The organism is Pleionea sp. CnH1-48, assembly GCF_024124665.1.
Classification (GTDB): Bacteria; Pseudomonadota; Gammaproteobacteria; order Enterobacterales; family Kangiellaceae; genus JAMXSB01.
Map to the genome: position 1 here is coordinate 93531 of NZ_JAMXSB010000003.1, position 23217 is coordinate 116747.

The following is a 23217-nucleotide window of genomic DNA, read 5'->3' on the forward strand; positions in this document are numbered from 1 at the left end:
TAGACCAACACTTATAAGGAATGTTACCTATGCAGCTTTGGCCTTTTTCTTTACAACAAACATTTTTGAAACAGCTTTTATCAACTCAGTACCAAGTGCTACTGGGACTGCATTACCTATCTGTCTAGCTTGTTCTGTTGTATTGCCTAAAAAAACAAATTTATCAGGGAAAGTCTGCAATCTAGCAGCATGGCGAAGAGTAAAACCATGGTTAAGCCAAGGATGTACAAACCGTCCTTTAGATGGATTATTACACCCTGTCGTAATAGTGTTTGATGGTAGGTGAAAAATCACTCTACCATAAACATCTTTATGGCCTTTGTAATCTTCGTGACACTTCAGCTTGAACGCTATATCTTCTCGACTTCCATTCAAAGGAGTTTCGGAAAAACGCTTTGCAACACTATCAGTGTGAACCATGTGAATGTTACAGGGATCGCTATTTTTCACAGGCGAACCAAACTTAATCTTTGAAACAAACTGAGCAGCTTCACTTCTACTCCACCCGTTGACACTCATATATCTTTTTATCAGCTTGTTAATAACGGACTTAGGAGGCTCTTCGAATACTTCTGATGCACTACGCCAACTTCTAGCCTTTTGCTCAGATGGCGAAAAGTGCGTTGGCTTAGGAGGCCACTCAGCATCATGTGCAACACAGATATCTTCTCGATAAGCAAGAATAAAGGCTCTACGCCTATTTTGAGGCACTCCATAATCTCGGGCATTAATTACAACTGGTTTGCCACCAACAACCTTATACCCATTCTTTTTAGCTAACTTAAGAAAGCGAGCTAAGTACTCCTCATGTTTTTTCCACAGAAGACCAGGGACATTCTCGACCAAAAATGCTTTTGGCTTAAGCTCTTTCACAAAATCAAAGTACTTGATTAGAAGTTGGTTTCTAGGGTCATTAACGCCACGATTAAGAATTCGATGACTTGAAAAACCTTGGCATGGCGGCCCACCAATCAAAATATCCAACTCCTTACTCTTCAACTTCAATTCTTTCATCAATTTAGGAATATCAACCTCATTAATATCTTTATTAATTAATTTAACAGGCATATTCCGCTTAATAATATTTTTTCGGTATGTTTTCGAGGCACACTCATCCAACTCAATTGCAGCAAGCACCTTTAAGTCAGACTTTATGGCAGCTAAAGAGAACCCTCCAGCCCCCGAAAATAGATCAATCGCAGTTAGTTGCTTATTCAAAACTCGATGTTTCTCGTATATTGTTATTCTTTGCTTTGCCAAGGATGATAACTGAATCTCAGTCCCCAGACAAACCCGAAAAAACTACTCATATGAGTACCCAAAGCATCACCAAAGTGCTGCTGTAACAAAAGACAACTAACGTGCTATTAATCAACAAATATACTTACTACATTTCTCTATGTATAAGCCATAATTGACTTTATAATTCAAAGTCTTACCCAGCATATAAAGAACACAATACGAGATATTAAATTCCTCTAATATCTATCTTCAACTCGGAAAAGCTTCTATTAAATTATCGATAGCTTCGAAAGCTCCATTTCCCCCTTGATTTAACAAAGCATAAGTCTTGCCATTTATATAAAATAATTGGCCTTCTTCGCAAAAATAGCACATCTTGCTTGGAATGGGTCCACTACTATCAAAACCATCAGATTTTTAGTTTAAAGCTTTGCTTCATTAAAGTTGCTTATTACCTGATACTTAATGTACTCATTTGTTGCTTCCACAATTTTCAATCGAGCACCTTTATAACCAATCATAGACGACTCTCCGATATCGTACTCAACATTATTGTTAAACGCAGGTCTGGCTGCACTTCCATAAAACTCTCTATAGCTAATGTTTAGCTTATTGCCAACTTTTCCACTATATATAAGAGTTCTTTGAAATGAATCATCCCATACAATTGGCTTTTTCTTCCTCACAAACTGATTGGTTTTTATACACGAAAGAGCATTGAAAATTGTGATAATACAAAGCTCATCCTTGTCTTTATATGCCATTATCGCTTTCCATCGATCGGCCAGAGCAGCCTTAACAACGGAGCCACCATCTTCCCCACCACTAGGTAAATAGGTCTCTGAGTTGTCATCCTCTCCTTGCTTTAAATAATAACCAGGGTTTAGGTCATAGCCCCAGCTCACTTCTACTAGGCTTTGAATATAAAGAGAGTCGTGTTCTTTATATTTCCCTTGCTTCAGCATAGGGTCGCCAACATAAGCGATATTAACGCTTCTTAATGGAGGTTCACTTATTCGAACTGATTGAGCTCTATAGTTAAAATCGGCAGTAGCGCAACCAGACAAAAGTACTATATAAATTAATGCAACAATAAACTTCACACTCTCCCTCCATATTGAATAGTCACCTAATGGCAGTAACGCGGCACTAACCAGTTTACTTAGGTTAGTTTATTGTTATACCTAATACTCTTACAGATTAGGTATATAAAACAGAACTAAAGCTATGCATTAGGTGAATGTTTTTTGCAATCTATTATATCGAGAATTTTGATAAAGCAAACTCTCAAGAAAGGATAATCACGGAAGTAGTATTTAGAATGAGTAATAGAACCATTATATGCAGTAGTGTGACTACCGATGGAGACTGGCGGACTAATTACCAAGGGACTTTGTCGTATTGTCACCACCAGATTGCTTTTGTCTGAGCTAATCCAACTAAGCCATGGGATCACACTCAAACATGCTACTAAATTACAATCTTTCGCCGAATGGTTTGATTTTTAGGTAGCAAAACGAACAGGCGAGACAAACCAGTAATGTCGTCCCGCCATTATTTGGAATAAGCTTTAATTAAAGGTCTTAACTTGCAGCCTGTGGAGAAAGGTCCTCAGCTTGAATTAGTAAACGAACTGATTCTTTAAACCTTCGCCACTGAGGAGAGTTACGGTCTCTTTTTGCTAAAAACCTTTTTTGTAGCTCAAAGATTTCCCTGGAGCTAGTATCTGCACCGTATTCTTCTTTCGATAGCTGACGGAATTTATCCTTATAACTGCCTCGTTCAAATCGTTCTTTAATTGCAGAAATATTAAGCGGTTCATTTCCTGTGGCAACTTCCCACACGAGCTTTTCAGGAGTATGGGCGCTCATAAAGTGGAATTTTTCATGGAATACATTAAGCATTCGCAGCTTAAACTCTAACTCCTGCGCACTATTATCAGCATTCCCACCATTTAGAGGCAAAGCAAAGGAGCTGCCACATCTTCCTGTTTGTTCTCGTATAATAGTGTCGATATTTCCGAGTTCTATCTCGGATATGTTTTCTCGCATAACTTGGTTGATGAAAGTACCCGCTTTCAATTCTGCTTCGAAACCTTCAATCTCATGGCTTCTAACACATTTTCTCATGTCTCCATCCAAAAAAACCATGTCGTTAGTCGAGGCTTCAGATGCGGTGAAGTGAACGAGTAAGTTATTAAGTATTGTATCAGCTCCACCAGAATATGGAATAATTTCGATTAAACTGAGAACTTCACTATCTATTTCTTTGATAGCTTCAGTCACCACAGCTTTAGCCAGAATATCTTCAACATATATTTTCCTTTTGTTGCAGTGAACTTCTGAACCTAAACGAATAAATGCTTGTTCGGGCGAACAGTTGTTTATCACACTATACGACTCTGAATTATCATCATATTGGAATAGCTTTATAGCTTTGTTTGGTAGACCTTGAACAAAGTGCTCGGAGTGAGTTGACATTACGACTTGGCAACCAGAGGTTACTATCACGTGAAATAGTAACTCTCTTAGTTCTTTTTGAGCTCCAGGGTGCAATGAAACTTCTGGTTCATCTAACAAAATTAACGAACTCTCTTCAGCTCTAAGTACTTTAACAACACAGTTAACAACAGATACCTCACCACTACCAGCAACAGCTTCACTATAACTTGAACCCGACTTAGTGAAGATTATGGAATATCCATTATTGTTGAACAGATCATGTTCTACGACTTTTGCAGCAATGTAATTTTTACCAAGAATACGATTAACCCACTCCAGTTCCTTTTTCGATAGATATTCAGCTTTTCTAGTGGAACGACCATGCCAAGTTCTAGGTGTCATAGTACTTTCGAGTTGAGAAACATGTTCCTTTAGTACTTTTGAGCGTCTTCTCAAAAAATCTTGTTTAGAATTTATTGAGTTGCTTTTGGTATATGTACCAAAATAGAAAAACTTATCGAAAGAACTTAGCTCAGCCCGAAAGTCTATATAAACCACATCCTTTTCCATCTTTTTCCAACGAGTCAAACTTCTTAACTCTTTTAATTCAGGAGGGAATGGGGTTGGCATTGGCTCCATACCATCTCTAACCAACGGTCTAGCCGTTTCCCAGTAATCGGGGTCATTTGCTCTTCTAGTTCTTTTCTGAGCAATTTCTACTGGTTGGCTATAACCTTGAGGTTTATATTTGTATATGTATCGATATGCTTCTCCACCACTTTCTTTAATTGGATCAATTGCTGTCGAAAACCAATAATGGGCAACGTTATAACCCGAAGGGCAGCCATAGAGAGCCTGTAAAGTAGAGGACTTACCCGAGCCATTTGGGCCGACTAATGCTGTAAATGGAAAGTCCAGGTTTATCTCTGTTCCTGGTTTGAGTTTTTTAAAAAATGGGAATCTAATCTGTTGAATGTAGTTCTGAAAGGAAGCAATAGAGCGACCTTCTACTCTAGGAAGTAAGCTTTCCATATTACGGCTAATCTCTCGTGTAAAAGTAATTAGTTCTGAGATTGAAAGAGGCCATCACCCTCGTATCTATATTCGTTGGACACCAACTAGTTAAATAGTTTACTACTTAATCATTAATAACCATCTTTAACTACTTAAAATAACTTATCTATTCCGTTAAACATAACAGCCTATACTCTCTAAGTAAACTCAACTAAAGTTTTAGACTAACGACAAAGGTCTTCGCAAGAAGTCCTTGGTCACAACATTCTCAAAATGATATTTTACGACAGTCGTATTATAAAAATAACTAAGGAACAACCATGGGCTGTTTAATAGCACTTGCTCTATTAGGTATCGGTTTCATAGCCTTTATCATTTGGGGAACTCAAGGATATGTCGACTGGATGAGTGAAGTTGGTCTGATATTCGTTTTCGGTTTTATTATGATAGGCGTTCTTTTTTGGGATTATTTTTACAAGCAGTCAAAAGACAAGAACAAAGATTTAGACTCCGAAGAAATGGACATCGAAAACTATGAATCACTCTCGGACAAAACCGATAGTCACTTTGATAGCTCTTCTAACTCAGGCTCGTCTGGTGGAGGCTCCACTTCCAATTAGTAAATGAGCTAAACCATGGTCAAAACTTCCCTAAAGTGATACTTTAGTAATGCAATAAGATTAGATTTTATTAAAGGATAACAATGCGCTCTCTAGCTTGGCTTTTTGGGCTAACAATTTTTTCATTTATTGTGTTCGTAGTATTTTTTACGGATGTCTCAACCAGCTGGTTGCTAGATACCCTATTAATTATTCTAGCTGGTTTTCTGGTCGTTTTTGCAGTCATTCAAATAGCAACGTTTATTCTCTCTAAATCTGATGAAGAAAAAGAATTGGAACAAAGCTCAAATAATCAAGAGATGGATATAGAACAATATGAATCGCTTGCTGATTCCATTGAAAATACTTTCAGTGACTCTTCAGATTCAGGATTTTCCGATACTGGTTCAAGTATTGACTAATTTGAGGTTTAAGAAATAAATCCCATGCTCCCATCATCTATAAACTGTGACACTTGCAGCCAATCCTATGACTTCCCCGATCCCGCAAATGGGCTTTATCTCTATGCACCTCAATACGATGTAAAAAACAAAACCGTCAAAGATGAACACTTGCTATCAATCCCTAAACAACCTGTTTGGTGTGGCACATGCAATGCTCCAACTTTCTCAGAAGATTTGAGAAGCATCAGAGACTGGGAACATGCAATCGCCTTAACGAAGATGAACAAGTCCATTGAATACCCGATAAATACAACCCCATTAGAAGACAAAACCACTGCAATAGAAGAGCTAAAGCAACTTTTTAACATTCGTCAAAAACGTCACCCCAAAGGCCACTGCCTCTTTTGTGGTGGCTTACAATACATTGAATTCAACAATCCAAACCAGCAAATAAGACATGACGGATGCGGAGGGAAATTCAAATTCCTCTATTCGGTATTCTCCTGCATCTATCGAACCTCTGCTTATCGCATCTACTCAACAGATGGAAAACAAATTGGAAGACTCCAACAACACGGAGAAACAGAAGGCACTTTTATCGTTAACGAATGTGGATACGACTCACCCAACGAGAAAACAGAATAACGGAAAAACACTTTCTTCCAGGCACAAAAAAACCGAACTAAAAAGTTCGGTTTTTTAAGAATTGGTCGGAGTGAGAGGATTCGAACCTCCGACCACTTGCACCCCATGCAAGTGCGCTACCAGGCTGCGCCACACTCCGATTTACTGCTCCTCTATGCGAGGAGCCGAAATAATACCTGCTTGAGAAAAAAAAGCAATGGGTTTTTGATGCCTGTTCAACTAATTTTTAAGAAGCCGAATAATGTCTTCTAATTCACTAATCAATAATTGAACATTTTGTGAATTGACGCCGGAATCTTGCTGTTCCTCGGCCTCAAGTTGTTGGCGGGCACCGCCAATCGTAAAGCCCTTGTCATACAAAAGCTCACGGATCTGACGGATCACCATCACGTCTTCGCGCTGATAATAACGACGATTACCACGGCGCTTAATCGGGTGCAATTGAGGAAACTCCTGCTCCCAATAACGCAAGACGTGCGGCTTCACCTGACACAAGTCGCTAACCTCACCAATGGTGAAGTAGCGCTTCGCAGGGATAGGTTTTAGCTCATTATTGTTGCTTGCTTCCAGCATAGGCCTCTACCCGGGCTTTTAACTTCTGACCTGGCCTAAAAGTAACCACTCGACGAGCAGAGATAGGGATCTCTTCGCCCGTTTTAGGATTACGGCCAGGACGTTGATTTTTGTCACGCAGATCAAAATTGCCGAATCCTGACAACTTAACCTGCTCTGCACTTTCCAACGAATTACGAACCTCTTCAAAAAAGGCCTCGACCATCTCTTTTGCTTCGCGTTTATTTAACCCCAGTTCGTCATATAACCGCTCAGCCATGTCTGCTTTGGTTAACGCCATAGACTAGTCCCTCAAGACAGCATTTAGTTCTTTTTCTAAAACGGCGATGGCTCTATCAACAATCTTGTTGACCTCAGCATCTTTTAAAGTTCGCTCGGAGTGCTGCAAAATAAGCCCCAGGGCGATACTTTTTCTACCAGAATCAACACCTTCGCCACGATAAACATCGAAGATATTAATATGTTTTAGTAAATTTCCGGCCGTCTGTCTAATTAAATCAATAAGTTGCGACGCACTCACTTCATCGTCGACGATCACTGCCAGGTCACGCCTAATCGACGGATATCGCGACAATTCTGTGAATTTCGGCAACTTTCGCTGATTAACGGCTTCTAAATCCAGTTCAAACAGGTACAAATCCTGCTCTAAATCTAATGATTTCTTTAAACTTGGATGCAATTTGCCAATCCAACCAGCGGCTTTTTTGCCCGCCATGATGCGCGCAGATTGTCCAGGATGCAGTGCATGATGACTCTCTGCAACAAAGCGGAAAGTGTCAGCCATGCCAGAAAGTTCTAGTACGGCTTCGACGTCTCCTTTTATATCATAAAAATCAACAGCTTGTCCCTTACCTTCCCAACTTTCTTTGTCAATTGAGCCACAAATCACACCAGACAGTGTGGGTATTTGCTTCAAGCCATCTTCGTGATTCTCAAAACGTAATCCTATCTCAAACAAACGGACACGCTCTTGCTGACGCTTAAGGTTGTAATCCGCCGCACTGATCAGCGCAGGCCAGATAGACGTCCTCATTACAGACATCTCTGAAGAAATAGGGTTCAATAATTCAATCGTCGGAACACCAGGATTGATTAGCTCCTGATGCGAAGGCTCAACGAAAGTGTAAGTAATCGCTTCTTGATAACCTCTTGCAGCCAACAGGTTACGAATAGCACTCTTACGCAAGTTACGCTCTGGACGAGGCACCATGCGCATTTCGTTTTGTGGCGCCTGGCTAGGTACTTTGTTGTAGCCATAAATACGCACCAGCTCTTCGATCAAATCTTCTTCAATCGAAATATCAAAACGGTAGCTAGGGACTTCAACAGTCCAACCTTCGTCGTTGGCGCTCAAGGTCATGCCCAGACGGGTCAAAATGTCTTCAACGGTCTCATCGGACAGCTCAATGCCCAACAAGCGAGAAATACGCGCACGACGCAAATTAACCGGCGCTTTCGATGGCATCATCTCGTCATTACGAACGTCGACTACCGGGCCAGCTTCACCACCCACGATATCCAGCAACAACTGAGTCGCTCGCTCCATCGCAGTGACCTGAAGCTCATAATCCACACCACGCTCATAACGATGAGACGCATCGGTATGTAAGCCATAACTACGTGCCTTACCCGCGATTTTAATCGGCTGGAAGAAAGCACTCTCAAGGAATACGTCTTTGGTGTCTTCACTGATCCCAGAATGCTCGCCACCCATGACACCCGCAATGGCCAACGGCTTGCTGTTATCAGCAATCATCAGAGTATCAGTGGTCAGGTTCACTTCTTGGCCGTCCAGCAAGACCAGCTTCTCGCCTTCGTTGGCCCAACGAACGTCAATCTTGCCGTCAATACGCGCCAAATCAAAAGCGTGCATCGGATGGCCCAGCTCCAACAATACGTAGTTGGTCACATCAACAGAAGGCTCAATAGCACGAACGCCCGCAGACTCGAGTTTTTGTTTCATCCAGTCGGGTGTTTTTGCCGTAGCATCAATATTACGAATCACACGGCCCGCATAACGAGGGCAACCTTCTGGTGCTGATAAAGTGATATCCAACGTATCGTCGATAGTTGCTACAACAGGCTGAATCTCAGGCTCGGTGACAGGCGCCTGATTCAATACGCCCACATCACGAGCGATACCACGGATACTCAGGCAGTCGCCACGATTCGGCGTTAAATCGATATCGATAATAGAATCCGCCAACTGCATGTGCTCAACAAAAGGCGTACCTAATACCGCATCCTCTGCCAGCTCCATAATGCCATCGTGCTCTTCTGACAGCTGCAGTTCGCTTTCTGAACACAACATGCCGAACGAAGCCACACCGCGCAATTTGGCTTTTTTGATTTTGAAATCACCGGGCAATACCGAACCAATGGTCGCGACCACTACTTTGATGCCATCGCGCGCATTAGGTGCGCCACAGATGATTTGTAGATTTTCTTCTGCACCGACATTGACTTCACAAACACGCAGTTTGTCAGCGTCAGGGTGTTGTTCTGCTTTGACGATTTGACCGACGACCACGCCGTCCAGGCCTTCGCCTACTTTTTCCAATGAATCCACTTCGAGGCCAGCCATGGTTACTTGCGCTGCCAGGTCCTCGGTAGAAATGTCAGGGTTAACCCACTCTCGTAACCACTTTTCACTTACTTTCATTGTCTTGCTTCCGTTATTTCAGCTCGTTGTCGAGCTTTCAATTTGTTCGATAATGAGAGGGTTTGTGTCTCTCATGCGTTAATGTTGAATACTTGATGCGATCAGTTAAATTGCTTCAAGAAGCGCAAGTCGTTCTCGAAGAACAATCGCAAGTCATTCACGCCATAACGCAACATGGTTAAACGCTCTACGCCCATACCGAAGGCATAGCCGCTGTATTTTTCGCTGTCGATACCCACCGACTTAAGAACGTTAGGATGCACCATACCGCAGCCTAATACTTCCAACCATCCAGTGTGACTACAGACTCGACACCCTTCGCCTTCACACATTACACATTGAATGTCGACCTCGGCCGATGGCTCGGTGAAGGGGAAATAAGAAGGACGGAAACGAACATCCAGATCTTTTTCGAAGAAGTTTTTCAGGAACTCGTCCAATACGCCTTTTAGATCGGCGAAGCTGGTTTTTTCGTCAACCAATAAGCCTTCAACCTGGTGGAACATCGGCGTATGGGTTAAATCAGAATCACAACGATATACTCGGCCTGGTGCGATGATGCGCACTGGCGGTTTTTCGTCTTCCATCACTCGAATCTGTACGGGCGAGGTGTGAGTACGTAACAATAACGACTCGCTGAAATAGAAGGTATCGTGCATGGCACGGGCCGGGTGGTGGCCAGGAATGTTCAGAGCTTCAAAGTTGTGGTAGTCATCTTCAATTTCTGGACCTTCAGAAACGCTGAAACCCAGCTGAGCAAAGAATTCTTCGATACGCTCTAACGTACGGTTAACAGGATGAACGCCGCCTACGGATGCTTTGCGACCGGGCAAAGACACATCAATGGCTTCGTTAGCTAACTGCTGAGCAATTTTAGCTTGCTCCATCTGTTCTTTCTTGGCGTCGTAATCGGCCTGAACCGCCTGTTTTGCCTGATTGATTTTTTGCCCATAAGCAGGACGTTCTTCTTTTGGCAAACCGCCCAGCTGTTTCATCTGCTGAGTGATCAATCCTTTTTTGCCAAGATATTCGACTTTTACCTGCTCAAGAGACTGTAAATCTTGTGCTTGCTCAATAGCCTCTTTTCCTGCTGTAACCAGAGCCTCTAGCGATGACATAGCGTGCTACCTTCTGTTCTTTCTGTTGGTAATGAGTGAGTTCGAATAACGCGTTTTTCGAGCCTGACTCATTGTATCTAATTTAGTTTTTATTTCGACAATTCAATCACATAGATTTGTTATATGTGCGACTGTCTGAATGTTGCCTGGGTCGAAAGGCAACGCCCCCTCACTGCAATGAACAAGAGGATTTAAAAAATTCATAAAAAAAGGGGGAAGAGCCGAAAGCCCTTCCCCCTTTTTAACGATCCTTTGCAGGATACCAAAACAGAATAATCTGTTTTGTCGACTCAGCCTAACTTACGCTGACAGGGCAGCTTTCGCTTTTTCTGCCAGGGCTGCAAAAGCGGCTTTGTCGTATACAGCAATATCAGCTAGGATTTTGCGATCTACTTCAACAGACGCTTTTTTCAGCCCGTTGATAAATCGGCTATATGACAAACCACACTCACGAGAAGCAGCATTGATACGCTGGATCCATAAAGCACGGAATTGACGCTTACGCTGACGACGGTCACGGTAAGCATACTGGCCTGCTTTAATAACAGCTTGTTTAGCTACACGATATACACGGCTACGTGCACCGTAATAACCTTTAGCCTGTTTTAAAACTTTTTTGTGACGACGGTGAGCCGTTACACCACGTTTAACTCTTGGCATCTTTCAACACTCCTGCTTATAAGTAAGGCAACTGACGATTTAGCTGAGCAACGTCAGCTGGCGCGATCAACTTCAAGTGACGAAGATGACGTTTACGCTTACTGCTTTTCTTAGTCAGGATGTGTCTCAAGTGCGACTGAGCGTGCTTGTAACCACCTTTACCGGTCTTTTTGAAGCGCTTAGCAGCGCCGCGATCGGTTTTGATCTTTGGCATAGTAAATCTCGCATTTGTTAATAGAAGCATAAGCTTCACTGTTTAGTTCACAGGCCACGTCCGAAAACGTCGTTTAGACCATAAAAAGGCCACAAAGCACGGTGAACACCATAGTAAAAGAGAGCAAACTCTCTTCATCATTTGCCGTTGCTGGTCGGTAGCGAAAAACCGCCAGACAACGATTTGAGCCGATGAAAACTCAAATACGAAAAGGTGATACTCATGGAGTATCACCTAAGTTATTCTATTTCTTACGCTTTTTAGGTGCAACCACCATAATCATCTGGCGACCTTCAAGCTTGGGATGGGATTCTACCACACCATGCTCTTCTAAGTCTTTCTCCAATCGCTTTAAAAGCTCAAAACCTAATTCGCGGTGAGCCATCTCGCGACCACGGAAACGCAGAGTGATTTTGGTTTTATCGCCATGATCCAAGAACTTAATCAGGTTACGCAATTTGATATTGTAATCACCAATATCAGTACCAGGACGGAATTTAACTTCCTTTACCTGCATTTGCGTCTGTTTTTTCTTGGCAGCATTCGCGGCTTTCTTTTGTTCAAACAAGAATTTGCCGTAGTCCATGATACGACAAACCGGAGGAGAGGCTTCTGGCGAAATCTCAACCAAATCCAATTCAGCTTCTTCAGCCAAATACAATGCCTTGGCGCCCGTCATGACACCAACCTGTTCTCCATCGGCGCCAATTAATCGAACTTCTTTTGCGTTAATTTCACCATTTAAACGGACTGTGTTTTTTTGCTGTCCGCCTTTACCTTTTACACCTTTAATAGTTTACCCCTCCGATACGCTTCGACCGAGCTGTTCGATCGACTCATTTAACAATTTTTTGAAATCTTCTACAGGCATCGCACCTAAATCTTCCCCAGAACGAGTGCGCACAGCTACCTGGCCCGCTTCAACTTCTTTGTCACCAATCACCAACAGGTATGGCACGCGTTGAAGCGTATGCTCGCGAATTTTAAATCCGATCTTCTCGTTTCTCAAGTCCGCATTGACTCTAAATCCATCAGATTTCAAAGTTTTTGCCACTTTTTGCACAAATTCACTCTGTTTATCGGTGATATTCATGATCACCGCCTGCGTTGGCGCTAACCAGGCAGGGAATTTACCCGCATATTCTTCAATGAGAATACCAATAAAACGCTCAAGCGATCCCAGAATAGCACGGTGAATCATAACCGGTGTTTTCTTGGTGCCATCTTCGGCAACATATTCTGCACCTAAGCGACCCGGCATAGAGAAGTCTAGCTGGACTGTTCCACACTGCCAAACACGATCAAGACAATCGCGCAAAGAAAATTCAATTTTAGGGCCGTAGAAAGCACCTTCACCTGGCTGAAGATCGTATTCGATGCCTTTGGCTGCCAATGCATCGGCCAGACCTTTTTCGGCTTTGTCCCAGATTTCGTCTGAGCCTACGCGTTTTTCGGGACGCGTAGAGAGCTTGATTTCGACTTTGTTGAAGCCAAAATCGGCATAAACTTCATAAATCATATCGATCAGAGTCGACACTTCTTCCTGGATTTGGTCTTCGGTACAGAAAACGTGTGCATCGTCTTGAGTAAAGCCACGAACGCGCATTAAGCCGTGCAAGGCACCCGATGCTTCATTACGGTGACACGAACCAAACTCAGCCATACGTAATGGCAGGTCGCGGTAGGATTTCAAACCGTGGTTATAAATAAGCACATGGCCAGGACAGTTCATCGGTTTAACCGCATAAGTGCGGCTTTCTGACTCGGTGGTGAACATGTCTTCTTTGTATTTGTCCCAGTGGCCCGACTTTTCCCACAGGCTGCGATCCAATACCTGAGGCGCTTTGACTTCTTCATAGTCGTGACGCGCTAAGACATCGCGCATGTATTTTTCGAGTTCTTTAAAGATGCTCCAGCCATTGTGGTGCCAGAACACCATTCCAGGAGATTCTTCCTGAAAGTGGAATAAGTTGAGTTGCTTACCTAATTTGCGGTGATCGCGCTTTTCAGCTTCTTCTAGACGATGCAAGTAGGCTTTTAAGTCTTTTTTGTTGGCCCAGCAAGTACCGTATACACGCTGAAGCATTTCGTTGTTAGAGTCACCACGCCAGTAAGCGCCGGCCACTTTCATCAATTTGAAGGCTTTTAAGCGGCCAGTACTTGGGACGTGAGGACCACGACATAAATCGATGAAATCACCCTGACGGTAAAGAGAGATATCTTCGTTAGTCGGGATGCTGGCAATGATTTCTGCCTTATATTCTTCACCCATATTGCGGAAGAACTCAACGGCCTCATCACGAGGCATAACCGAACGCTCAACATCGTAGTTGGCTTTGGTTAACTCAGCCATTTTCTTTTCGATGGCGGTTAAGTCTTCGGGTGTGAAAGGACGCTCATAAGCGAAGTCGTAATAGAACCCATTGTCGATAACGGGACCAATGGTAACCTGAGCACCTGGGAACAATTCTTTCACAGCCTGGGCCAACAAGTGGGCACAGGAGTGGCGCAAAACTTCCAATCCATCTTCATCACGCTCGGTAATAATGGCCAATTCTGCATCTTCGGTCAGCGTGTAAGAGGTATCAACGGCCACTCCGTTAACTTTACCCGCTAGAGCTGACTTAGCTAAGCCAGGACCAATATCTGCTGCCACGTCATAAACTGACACTGGCTTGTCAAAATTACGCTGACTTCCGTCAGGGAGAGTGATAATAGGCATTGCTTGTTTTAACCTTTGCTAATCTCTTAGTTTTATTCCCGTCGTTTTAAAAAGGTCCGTCGGGTAGTTAGGGTCTCATTGTATTCCGTAGCAAGTTAGTGGCTTCTAAATCAAAGAAGCACCCAGGCAAGGGTGCTACGGAAGTGACCGATTGTATATCAAACCAGCCCGCCATCGCCAGATCTATACCCAAAGTATTTCGAATTGGCGTAGGCAGCAATCAAACGATGGATTGGGTCAGGGTCAATATTTAGACATCGGCACGAATTAATTGGAGTAATTCGTCGGTTTTTTCTCGCATAAGCGTCTTATCACCGCGAGTTTCTAGATTTAGTCGAATCACAGGCTCGGTATTGGATTTGCGCAAATTAAAGCGCCAGTTGTCGAACTCAACACCAATTCCGTCGGTGTAATCTATATGATTGGCGTCAGCTTGATAGGCATTGAGTACGCGCTCAAGGGTCTCATCCGCATCTTTAACCTTGCTGTTTATTTCACCAGGAGATGGATAGGTATCCATTCGTTCCTGCACCAACTGACCTAAAGGCTTACCTGTCTTGCAGATAAGTTCGACCACTAATAACCATGGGATCATGCCGCTGTCGCAATAAGCGAAGTCTCGAAAGTAGTGATGTGCACTCATCTCGCCACCGTAGATGGCATTTTCTTCACGCATGCGTTCTTTGATAAAAGCGTGTCCGGTTTTTGACATGATGGGAACACCTTTGTTTTGCTCAATGATGTCTTGAGTGTTCCAGGTCAGTCGAGGATCGAAGATGATTTTTTCTTGAGGGTGTTTTTGCAAGAAAGCTTCAGCCAACAAACCGACAATATAATAGCCTTCGATAAACTGCCCATCTTGATCAAACAAAAAGCAGCGATCAAAGTCACCGTCCCAGGCGATCCCCATATCGGCATTATGTTCTTTAACACAAGCAATGGTGTCTGCACGATTTTCTGGGAGCAATGGATTGGGAATGCCGTTAGGGAAGCTACCGTCTGGCTCGTGATGCAGCTTAATAAATTCTACGGGCACCTGGAGACGCTGAAATTCTGCTTCAATGGCATCGATAACATGACCGGATGCGCCATTGCCACTGTTAACCACCAGCTTCAACGGTTTTAATTGAGTAACATCGACGTAGGTCAACAAATGACGAATGTAGTCAGGTAAGTGCTCCAACGTTTTTACCGAACCGCCTTCAACAGATGGTAGTTCCTGCCCTTCCATCGCCTCTGCCAGGCGACGAATTTCGTCGAGTCCAGTGTCACCACTGATTGGCTTAGATTCTTCACGCACCAGCTTCATACCGTTGTAATCGATAGGATTGTGACTGGCCGTCACTTCAATACCACCATCGGCCTTGAAATGCTTAGTCGCAAAATAGACTTCTTCGGTCCCTGTCATGCCGATATCCAGCACAGTCACACCTTCGTCCATCAAACCTTTTGCCACAGCCGCTTTTAACGTCGCCGATGTTTCTCGAATATCGCCACCCACCACAACGGTCTTAGGCGATAAAAATTGTGCAAAGGCTCGACCTATACGATAAGCAATGTCTTCATTTAATTGTTCGCCTAATTTGCCGCGAATGTCGTAAGCTTTAAAACAGGTTAAGGATGTCATTTTTTGTCCATAAAAAGTGTGTTAACCAATAGTTCTGAAAATAATATACCCGTCGCATTTCAAGGTACAGCGCTGATGTTCAAGTTGCAGCGCTGCGCGCACTCACCCCAATCACTTAGTGTGTCTAAGCTCAGGGGATTCGCTTGCTTGCCGCCTACCTGCACCTTGAAATTCTTTGGGTATAGATGCTTTGAGCATTAAGTCTATCGTTCCTTAGTATTTTCAGCACTTCTCAACACAAGGTAGGTGAAAACGAAAAAGGGTAACCAGTGGTTACCCTTAACGCAAGCTCTTATTCCCGTCGCCTTTCAAGTTGCAGCGCTGATGTTCAAGTTGCAGCGCTGCGCGCACTCACCCCAATCACTTAGTCTGTCTAAGCTCAGGGGACTCGCTTGCTGGCCGCCTGACTGTACCTTGAAATTCTTTGGATATATACCCGTCGCCTTTCAAGGTGCAGCGGTGTTGGCTGCGCGCACTCACCCCAATCACTTAGTCTGTCTAAGCTCAGGGGACTCGCTTGCTGGCCGCCTGCCTGTACCTTGAAATTCTTTGGATATATACCCGTCGCCTTTCAAGGTGCAGCGGTGTTGGCTGCGCGCACTCACCCCAATCACTTAGTCTGTCTAAGCTCAGGGGACTCGCTTGCTGGCCGCCTACCTGCACCTTGAAATGCTTTGGGTATAGCGATGAAATATTTAAGAAAGGAGGAGATTTGAAGGCTAGCGAATATAGCCCTCACTTTCTAATTTTAAGATCACTTCCTGTGCCGCTTCGTCCGGTGTTAAGCCAAGGGTATCAATAGTGATCTCGGCCTGCTCTGGCACTTCGTAAGGATCGCTGATCCCGGTAAACTCTTTGATCAATCCCGCGCGCGCTTTAGCATATAAGCCTTTGCGATCACGTCGCTCACATTCTTCTAGCGACGTAGCCACATGCACTTCGATAAATCCACCTAATGGCTCGATCATGGCGCGCACTTCTCTGCGGGTCGCCTGATAAGGAGCGATAGGAGCACAAATCGCAAAGCCACCATTTTTGGTTATCTCACTGGCAACATAACCAATACGCAAAATATTAATATTGCGATGCTCTTTGCTAAAACCTAGCTCGCTGGATAAATGCTTACGTACAATATCACCATCTAATAAAGTGACAGGACGGTTGCCCATCTCTAACAATTTAATCATCAAAGCGTTAGCAATGGTGGATTTACCTGCACCCGATAATCCAGTAAAGAAGATAGTCACCCCTTGTTTATCTCGAGCAGGACTGGTTTTGCGCAGTTCTTTAACCACTTCGGGATAAGAAAACCACTCAGGAATTTCGAGACCTTCTGCCAAACGACGACGCACTTCGGTTCCAGAAATATTCAGAGCGGTCATCCCCTCTTCAACTTCGTCCGCAGGAAGGTATTCAGCTTTCTCTTTTACGTACACCATCATCTGGAAAGGCACCATCTGGATACCTAACTCTTCTTCGTGTTGTTGTAATAAGGTTTGCGCATCATAAGGGCCATAAAAGTCTTCGCCGTTGCTGTCTTTTCCTGGACCAGCGTGATCACGACCTACAATTAAGTGAGTACAGCCGTAATTCTTGCGGATGATGGCATGCCAAAGTGCTTCTCGAGGCCCGCCCATACGCATGGCCAGCGGCAGCAGACTGAGCATGGTGGTTTGCTCTGGATACTCTTTAATAATGTGCTCATAGCAACGAACACGACTGTAGTGATCAATGTCACCAGGTTTGGTCATACCGACTACGGGATGAATTAATAAATTCGCTTCTTCCTGGCGGGCGGCGCGGAATGTCAGCTCCTGATGGGCCCGATGCATAGGATTACGAGTCTGGAAGGCCACGACTTTACGCCAGCCCCACTTTTTAAACTTCGCACGTAATTCCGCAGGCGTATCACGATAGCCTTTGTAGTCATAGTGATTGGGAGCTTCGACACCTTTAAGGCGACCGCCTAAATAAACTTCTCCGGCTTTATTCAGTAGGTAATCGACAGCTGGATGCTTTTGATCATCCGTGCCAAAGACCTTTTGCGCTTCGAGAGTTTTATCAGGAGTCCAGATATCTGACACCTCCAGCACAGCCAACAACACACCCTCTGCGTCTCTCAGTGCCACACTAGAGCCTGTTTGTATGGTCTCAGCAAACTGAGCATCCACATCCAGAGTTACTGGAATGGGCCATAGAGTCCCATCAGCCAGGCGAGTGGAATCTAAAACGGATTGATAGTCTTCTTTGGATAAAAAGCCGGTTAGAGGAGAAAAGCCACCATTAAGCAGCAATTCGATATCACAGAGCTGTCGATGGGTAAGATCCCAAGAAGGTAATCCTGTAGCCAACTCTTTCAACTGCTGTTGTTCTGATTCAGATACGTACAACTCGGTAAGCTGTCCGCCATGCGGTGCGGTTAAATGTGTCATAAGTAATAATTTCTATAGCCGTTATGTTCTACCTTGTATGCTGACTACCTGGCTGGTAATACCCTACAAAGTATTCCAATTCATTGAATGCAGCTATTTAAACGCAAAAAGGTCATATTGGCTCATAATATGCCAATATGACCTTATAATGTTAGAGAATTTACAGTGTGGTTTAGCTGATCGTCTTGAATTTAACGATATTATTCTCAGACAACTCCCTTGCAGCATCGGTTTTCCACAAGAGATCACAGACTTCATGCTGAGGGTTGTAGCCCGTTGGTGTTTTCAACAACATTTGCACCACGCCATCGCAGTCCATATTCACACACAACTCATCAAGGATGTTAAGCACGTTGTTCATATCATCCCAGGCAAGCATTTCTTCATTAGCACGCATAATACGGGCATGCTCTGTACCCTCTACGTTTTCGCCAATCAGCAGCTCTTCATAAAGCTTCTCACCAGGACGTAATCCTGTGAACTGGATTTCAATATCACCGTCCGGATGTCTTTTACTTTTGATGGTTCGTCCCATCAAATGAATCATTTTTTCTGCAAGAGCGGCAATCTTAACAGGCTCGCCCATATCTAATACAAACACATCACCACCCTGTCCCATCGCACCCGCCTGGATAACCAATTGAGCGGCCTCTGGAATAGTCATAAAGTAGCGAATAATGTCCTGATGAGTCACAGTAACTGGGCCACCACTGCGAATTTGCTCACGGAATAACGGTACAACAGATCCCGATGAACCCAGTACATTACCAAAGCGCACCATGGTAAACAGCGTTTTACCTTCACGTAGATTCATCGCCTGCAATACTAACTCAGCCAAACGCTTGGTGGCTCCCATTACGTTTGTTGGGCGCACGGCCTTATCGGTAGAAATAAGCACAAACTTTTCTACACCCGCCTCTACCGCGGCTTCTGCTGTATACCAGGTGCCAAACACATTATTTCGAACACCTTCAATAATATTGTGTTCAACAATAGGAACATGCTTATAAGCTGCCGCGTGATAAACCGTTTGAACCTTAAATGAAGTCATTGCGCGAGTTAAACGATTGCGATGCTGAATCGAACCCAACAGAGGCACTAACTCCAATTTTATATCTGAATCTTTCAACAAGGCCTTAAGCTCTTTTTCGATGGCATACAAGCCATACTCAGATAACTCATATAAAATCAATGTCTTAGGGCCTAATAAAATGATTTGACGGCAAAGCTCCGAACCAATCGAGCCACCTGCTCCAGTGACCATAACCACTTTATCAGTGATGTTCTTTGCCATCAGTTCTTTATCAGGGCACACGGCATCGCGCCCTAATAAATCTTCTACATCAATGTCTTTCAGTTCACCAATACTCACCTTGCCAGAAATAATATCTTCCATTCCGGCGATGGTTTTTACTTTGATAGGAAAAGGCTCAAGATGAGACAAAACTTCGCTGCGACGAGCATGAGAAGTCGATGGCATCGCTAACAATACATGGGTAATTTTGTACTTATAGATAGCCTCTTCAATCTCCAACGGCGAGAGTACTTTAAGCCCCTCAATCTCTGAGTGATAGAGACTTGAATCATCATCAAAGAAAATGACTGGTTGATAATCATCGCCGTAACGCAATGCCGAAGCAAGCTGCCTACCTGCGGCTCCCGCTCCGTAAATAGCAACAACAGCAGCACTATTGTGGACTCTTTCCATATAGCCTTTGAAGCCAAGCCGAGACCCACCTACAACCAGAGTAAGAAAGCACCAATAAAATAAGGCCTGACTAAAGGAAAAGCTGGAGTGAACGCTCCAGTAAGTCACAAAATAGATGAGTGTACTGGCTGACACACCGAGTAAAATAACGGATACAGTCGTGATTCCAATATAACGCAAGATTGCTCGATAAAAGCCCAATCGAACAAAAACAAGGATAGAGCCGCCAAGTGTAAATAAAGCGACCAAAAAGTCTTGCTGCCGCCAAGCAAATTCATTGCCTAGATCGATCATTAAAGACATTGCAATACAAAACGGGATAGCAATACCATCAAACGACAAGGTTATAAGTCTTTTTATAGGTCTAGGTGATTCCAGAAAGTACTGGATCAAATCTTTAAATTTATCCACATTCACCCTTGTAAATTTACTTACCACTCTCAGCTTAGTAAATTTTATTTAATCTTCAAACAAAATATACCGCTATAGTAAGAACTTAGCTACTTTTGAGCAAGCAAAAGAACATCTCTTAATACGTTAGCGCAGAGGTTAATTTCTTCATCGGTCAAAGTTGGGTGTACCAACATCATGATACTAGTTTCTCCCAAAACTTGCGCATTTCTTAATCTACTCTTCGGTCTAAAACTTGTTCCATCGAAAGCTTTTTCTAAATAAACTTCTGAGCAGCTACCCTGAAAGCACGGTACCCCTCGAGAAACGACTTCTTCAACGATTCTATCTCTTGTCCAGCCGTCCGCTAACAAACTAGTATTAACAAAAAAGTAATGCTTATATTCCGCGTGCTCAAAAGCCTGACCAACCTCAACGGTTCTGATACAGGAAAAGTCTTTAAGTACATTATCCAGCTTAGCAGCATTGTTTTGTCTTTTGGTGGTCCATTGCTCCATTCTGGACAGTTGAATGCGACCAATAGCTCCCTGCATTTCGGTCATTCTCCAGTTTGTTCCAAAAGACTCATGCAACCATCGAAAACCTGGAGGATGCTCTTTTTCGTAAACCGCCTGCCATGACTTTCCATGATCTTTAAAGGACCACATTTTAGACCACAGCTCTTCATCATTAGTGGTCACCATGCCGCCTTCACCGCCAGTAGTCATGATTTTATCTTGGCAAAACGACCAAGCACCTATATGACCAATACTCCCCACACTTTTGCCTTTGTATTTCGCTCCATGAGCTTGAGCACAATCTTCAATAACATAAAAGTTATGTTCTTCAGCTAATGACATGATGGCATCCATGTCTGCTGGCATTCCGCCCAAATGAACCACAACTACTGCTTTGGTCTTAGGGGAAAGACATTGTTCAATAGTATGAGCCTCAATATTTTGACTATTCAAATCGACGTCAGCAAAAACGGGAGTGGCACCAGTATTCACCACAGATGATACGGAAGCCAGAAAAGTACGCGGGGTAACAATAACTTCATCGCCATCTCCAACGCCTAAAGCTTCTAAGGCTAAATCTAACGCGACGGTTCCGTTCGCTACAGCAATAGCGTGTTTTGAGTCTGTAAATTCAGCAAATTCTTTTTCAAACGTTCGGCACTCTTGACCCGTCCAATAATTCACACGATTAGATAGGAGAACGTCTCTAACTTTGTTCCCTTCTTCTTCAGTAAACAAAGGCCAACCAGATAACTTTGTATTCGACATGATATTACTCTAACTTATTAGTTCTTTCGCTGGTACACCGACAACCGTCAATTCATCTGCAATATCATTAACTACTGCAGCGCCCGCACCAACTATTACTTTTTTACCAATAATGATCGATTGCTTGACTGAAGCACCAATTCCGACCCATGAGCCTTCTCCAACAGACACATTGCCAGCTAAAGATGCTCCAGGACTAATATGAACGCCTCTGCTCAAGTGGCAATCGTGATCAACAGATGCTCCCGTATTCACAATGCATCCGTCTTCGATGGTTGAATCGATATTAACCGACGCATTTGCCATAACGCAGACACCAACTCCCAAGGTTACATAACGACTCACAAAAGCTTTTGGGTGTAACAGCGAAGTGATATTAGCACCAGCATCCACTAATAACTGCTGCTTTTCCAGTCTAATCGTATTATTACCGATTCCAACAATGCAGGCATCATATTGAGTACAGTCAGAAAGAAGCTGTTCAGTACTTCCAATAACAGGCCAAGGGTAATTTTCTGACAGCAACTGCCACCTGTCATCATAAAAGGTAATATTATCGTACCCGTTTAGTTCAGCAATCTCTGCCAGAACCTTTCCATGTCCACTCGCCCCCAAGATGGCCAGTTTGGTCATGACTTAAAAGCTCCTGCAAATGCTTTGTACTTCATGTGTAAGGACTCAGAAGGAACGACACTCTCCTCAATTGACAAAATATCGTCAACTTGCGCAGTAGTAGACATACTGACAACAATGTTTTTCACGAAAGGTGCGCTTAAAGATAATGCAAAACTGTGAAACAAAGGAGAACGGTCATATACACCCACAGACTTTTCGAGCTCGTTCAAATCACTAGCTGTTATGGATGATACCTTTCCTGCTCCTAAAGGTCTTAGAACAACGGTGCTCATTTCTTCTACATCAACGGCATCCGACTCCCAGAAGTTTAAATAGTTAATATGACCATCGAGTTGAGAATTTGGAATGACGTGACGCATAAATCGAGCAGAATAAGGAAAGCACATAAACGACTTTACTTTGCCCGACTGTTTAAGCTCTGCGAAACATTCTTCTATCTGTTGGGATTGCGAGTCATACCTTTCAATCCTCAAGTCATCATCCAGGGGATTTAACCTCCACATCCATTGGCATACATCAATATGCTCAAGACCCGTTTCTTTTAAAAACTGATCAATACGATACTCGAACGTAGACTTGCAAAACGTCGACTCATCAAAATGTGGCCCAGAGACTTTTACAATACTGTCAATCTTAGCTCTATCAGCTTGGCTTAACTGAGACAAAGCAGAACAAAATAGTTGATAAGATTCGTACTCGTGAGATGCATGCAAGCTGGTAACTCCAGCTTTTAGGCAATACTCGATAAGAGAAGAGACTTCTTTAGCTCTCATCGACTTTTCTGCAAACCTCATTGTTCCAAGAGCGATACGAGACATATTGGCACTCATCCTTCTATTAAAGG

General features: G+C 43.4%; 20 protein-coding genes and 1 tRNA gene. 3 read left to right on the plus strand and 18 right to left on the minus strand.

Annotated features, from left to right (window positions below):
• Nucleotides 1-27: 27 nt before the first annotated feature.
• From NH399_RS05575 to NH399_RS05585, 3 genes are all read right to left on the minus strand, one after another.
• Entirely contained in the window at nt 28-1260 is a 1233-nt protein-coding gene (locus NH399_RS05575) for a DNA cytosine methyltransferase (protein ID WP_253037714.1), read from the minus strand.
• Between the two features lie 404 nt (nt 1261-1664).
• Nucleotides 1665-2345, minus strand: a complete 681-nt coding sequence (locus tag NH399_RS05580) for a hypothetical protein (RefSeq protein ID WP_253037715.1) — start codon at nt 2343-2345, stop codon at nt 1665-1667.
• A 480-nt stretch (nt 2346-2825) separates the two neighbouring features.
• Nucleotides 2826-4715: an ATP-dependent endonuclease gene (locus NH399_RS05585; RefSeq protein ID WP_253037716.1), complete on the minus strand. Its 1890-nt coding sequence runs from the start codon at nt 4713-4715 to the stop codon at nt 2826-2828.
• A gap of 302 nt (nt 4716-5017) precedes the next feature.
• Here NH399_RS05585 and NH399_RS05590 point away from each other — a divergent pair, with 302 nt between their 5' ends.
• The 3 genes from NH399_RS05590 to NH399_RS05600 all read left to right on the plus strand — a co-directional run bounded on the left by NH399_RS05590 (nt 5018) and on the right by NH399_RS05600 (nt 6345).
• The gene (locus tag NH399_RS05590; RefSeq protein ID WP_253037717.1) at nt 5018-5317 is read left to right on the plus strand and encodes a hypothetical protein; all 300 of its coding nucleotides are present in this window, start codon (nt 5018-5020) and stop codon (nt 5315-5317) included.
• A gap of 83 nt (nt 5318-5400) precedes the next feature.
• The gene (locus NH399_RS05595) at nt 5401-5718 is read left to right on the plus strand and encodes a hypothetical protein (RefSeq protein WP_253037718.1); all 318 of its coding nucleotides are present in this window, start codon (nt 5401-5403) and stop codon (nt 5716-5718) included.
• Nucleotides 5719-5742: 24 nt separating this feature from the next.
• Nucleotides 5743-6345: a hypothetical protein gene (locus NH399_RS05600; RefSeq protein ID WP_253037719.1), complete on the plus strand. Its 603-nt coding sequence runs from the start codon at nt 5743-5745 to the stop codon at nt 6343-6345.
• Nucleotides 6346-6407: 62 nt separating this feature from the next.
• Here NH399_RS05600 and NH399_RS05605 read toward each other — a convergent pair.
• The 15 genes from NH399_RS05605 to NH399_RS05675 form a co-directional block, all read right to left on the minus strand.
• A tRNA-Pro gene (locus NH399_RS05605) sits at nt 6408-6484 on the minus strand.
• Nucleotides 6485-6564: 80 nt separating this feature from the next.
• Nucleotides 6565-6918 carry a MerR family transcriptional regulator gene (locus tag NH399_RS05610; RefSeq protein ID WP_253037720.1) on the minus strand — a complete coding sequence of 118 codons (354 nt, stop codon included), beginning with the start codon at nt 6916-6918 and terminating at the stop codon, nt 6565-6567.
• A complete protein-coding gene (gene ihfA, locus NH399_RS05615) occupies nt 6896-7198 on the minus strand; it encodes an integration host factor subunit alpha (protein ID WP_253037721.1) in 303 nt (100 codons plus the stop codon). The genes NH399_RS05610 and ihfA overlap by 23 nt, the downstream gene beginning before the upstream one ends.
• 3 nt (nt 7199-7201) lie before the next feature.
• Nucleotides 7202-9580, minus strand: a complete 2379-nt coding sequence (gene pheT, locus NH399_RS05620; RefSeq protein WP_253037722.1) for a phenylalanine--tRNA ligase subunit beta — start codon at nt 9578-9580, stop codon at nt 7202-7204.
• Between the two features lie 101 nt (nt 9581-9681).
• On the minus strand, nt 9682-10698 hold the full coding sequence (gene pheS, locus NH399_RS05625) for a phenylalanine--tRNA ligase subunit alpha (protein ID WP_253037723.1): 1017 nt from the start codon (nt 10696-10698) through the stop codon (nt 9682-9684).
• 300 nt (nt 10699-10998) lie between these two features.
• Nucleotides 10999-11358 (minus strand): 50S ribosomal protein L20, encoded by a 360-nt coding sequence (gene rplT / locus NH399_RS05630; protein WP_253037724.1) that lies wholly within the window; start codon nt 11356-11358, stop codon nt 10999-11001.
• A gap of 16 nt (nt 11359-11374) precedes the next feature.
• Nucleotides 11375-11572, minus strand: a complete 198-nt coding sequence (gene rpmI, locus NH399_RS05635) for a 50S ribosomal protein L35 (protein ID WP_253037725.1) — start codon at nt 11570-11572, stop codon at nt 11375-11377.
• A 244-nt stretch (nt 11573-11816) separates the two neighbouring features.
• Nucleotides 11817-12365, minus strand: a complete 549-nt coding sequence (infC, locus tag NH399_RS05640; protein ID WP_371876063.1) for a translation initiation factor IF-3 — start codon at nt 12363-12365, stop codon at nt 11817-11819.
• Between the two features lie 3 nt (nt 12366-12368).
• Nucleotides 12369-14294: a threonine--tRNA ligase gene (gene thrS / locus NH399_RS05645; protein ID WP_253037726.1), complete on the minus strand. Its 1926-nt coding sequence runs from the start codon at nt 14292-14294 to the stop codon at nt 12369-12371.
• 250 nt (nt 14295-14544) lie between these two features.
• The gene (locus tag NH399_RS05650; protein WP_253037727.1) at nt 14545-15921 is read right to left on the minus strand and encodes a phosphomannomutase CpsG; all 1377 of its coding nucleotides are present in this window, start codon (nt 15919-15921) and stop codon (nt 14545-14547) included.
• A gap of 719 nt (nt 15922-16640) precedes the next feature.
• On the minus strand, nt 16641-18353 hold the full coding sequence (locus tag NH399_RS05655; RefSeq protein ID WP_253037728.1) for a bifunctional sulfate adenylyltransferase/adenylylsulfate kinase: 1713 nt from the start codon (nt 18351-18353) through the stop codon (nt 16641-16643).
• Between the two features lie 172 nt (nt 18354-18525).
• Nucleotides 18526-20472, minus strand: a complete 1947-nt coding sequence (locus tag NH399_RS05660; RefSeq protein ID WP_253037729.1) for a polysaccharide biosynthesis protein — start codon at nt 20470-20472, stop codon at nt 18526-18528.
• Between the two features lie 89 nt (nt 20473-20561).
• On the minus strand, nt 20562-21737 hold the full coding sequence (locus tag NH399_RS05665; RefSeq protein WP_253037730.1) for a DegT/DnrJ/EryC1/StrS aminotransferase family protein: 1176 nt from the start codon (nt 21735-21737) through the stop codon (nt 20562-20564).
• Nucleotides 21738-21746: 9 nt separating this feature from the next.
• The gene (locus NH399_RS05670; RefSeq protein WP_253037731.1) at nt 21747-22370 is read right to left on the minus strand and encodes an acetyltransferase; all 624 of its coding nucleotides are present in this window, start codon (nt 22368-22370) and stop codon (nt 21747-21749) included.
• Nucleotides 22367-23191, minus strand: coding sequence for an aldo/keto reductase (locus NH399_RS05675; protein ID WP_253037732.1), 825 nt, complete (start codon nt 23189-23191; stop codon nt 22367-22369). The genes NH399_RS05670 and NH399_RS05675 overlap by 4 nt, the downstream gene beginning before the upstream one ends.
• Nucleotides 23192-23217: the final 26 nt, after the last annotated feature.

Coding starts and splice junctions, on each gene's coding strand:
- NH399_RS05585 (WP_253037716.1), bottom strand. CDS start 4,715: ATGGAAAGCTTACTTCCTAGAGTAGAAGGTCGCTCTATTGCTTCCTTT.
- NH399_RS05590 (WP_253037717.1), top strand. CDS start 5,018: ATGGGCTGTTTAATAGCACTTGCTCTATTAGGTATCGGTTTCATAGCC.
- NH399_RS05595 (WP_253037718.1), top strand. CDS start 5,401: ATGCGCTCTCTAGCTTGGCTTTTTGGGCTAACAATTTTTTCATTTATT.
- NH399_RS05600 (WP_253037719.1), top strand. CDS start 5,743: ATGCTCCCATCATCTATAAACTGTGACACTTGCAGCCAATCCTATGAC.
- NH399_RS05610 (WP_253037720.1), bottom strand. CDS start 6,918: ATGCTGGAAGCAAGCAACAATAATGAGCTAAAACCTATCCCTGCGAAG.
- ihfA (WP_253037721.1), bottom strand. CDS start 7,198: ATGGCGTTAACCAAAGCAGACATGGCTGAGCGGTTATATGACGAACTG.
- pheT (WP_253037722.1), bottom strand. CDS start 9,580: ATGAAAGTAAGTGAAAAGTGGTTACGAGAGTGGGTTAACCCTGACATT.
- pheS (WP_253037723.1), bottom strand. CDS start 10,698: ATGTCATCGCTAGAGGCTCTGGTTACAGCAGGAAAAGAGGCTATTGAG.
- rplT (WP_253037724.1), bottom strand. CDS start 11,358: ATGCCAAGAGTTAAACGTGGTGTAACGGCTCACCGTCGTCACAAAAAA.
- rpmI (WP_253037725.1), bottom strand. CDS start 11,572: ATGCCAAAGATCAAAACCGATCGCGGCGCTGCTAAGCGCTTCAAAAAG.
- thrS (WP_253037726.1), bottom strand. CDS start 14,294: ATGCCTATTATCACTCTCCCTGACGGAAGTCAGCGTAATTTTGACAAG.
- NH399_RS05650 (WP_253037727.1), bottom strand. CDS start 15,921: ATGACATCCTTAACCTGTTTTAAAGCTTACGACATTCGCGGCAAATTA.
- NH399_RS05655 (WP_253037728.1), bottom strand. CDS start 18,353: ATGACACATTTAACCGCACCGCATGGCGGACAGCTTACCGAGTTGTAC.
- NH399_RS05665 (WP_253037730.1), bottom strand. CDS start 21,737: ATGTCGAATACAAAGTTATCTGGTTGGCCTTTGTTTACTGAAGAAGAA.
- NH399_RS05670 (WP_253037731.1), bottom strand. CDS start 22,370: ATGACCAAACTGGCCATCTTGGGGGCGAGTGGACATGGAAAGGTTCTG.
- NH399_RS05675 (WP_253037732.1), bottom strand. CDS start 23,191: ATGTCTCGTATCGCTCTTGGAACAATGAGGTTTGCAGAAAAGTCGATG.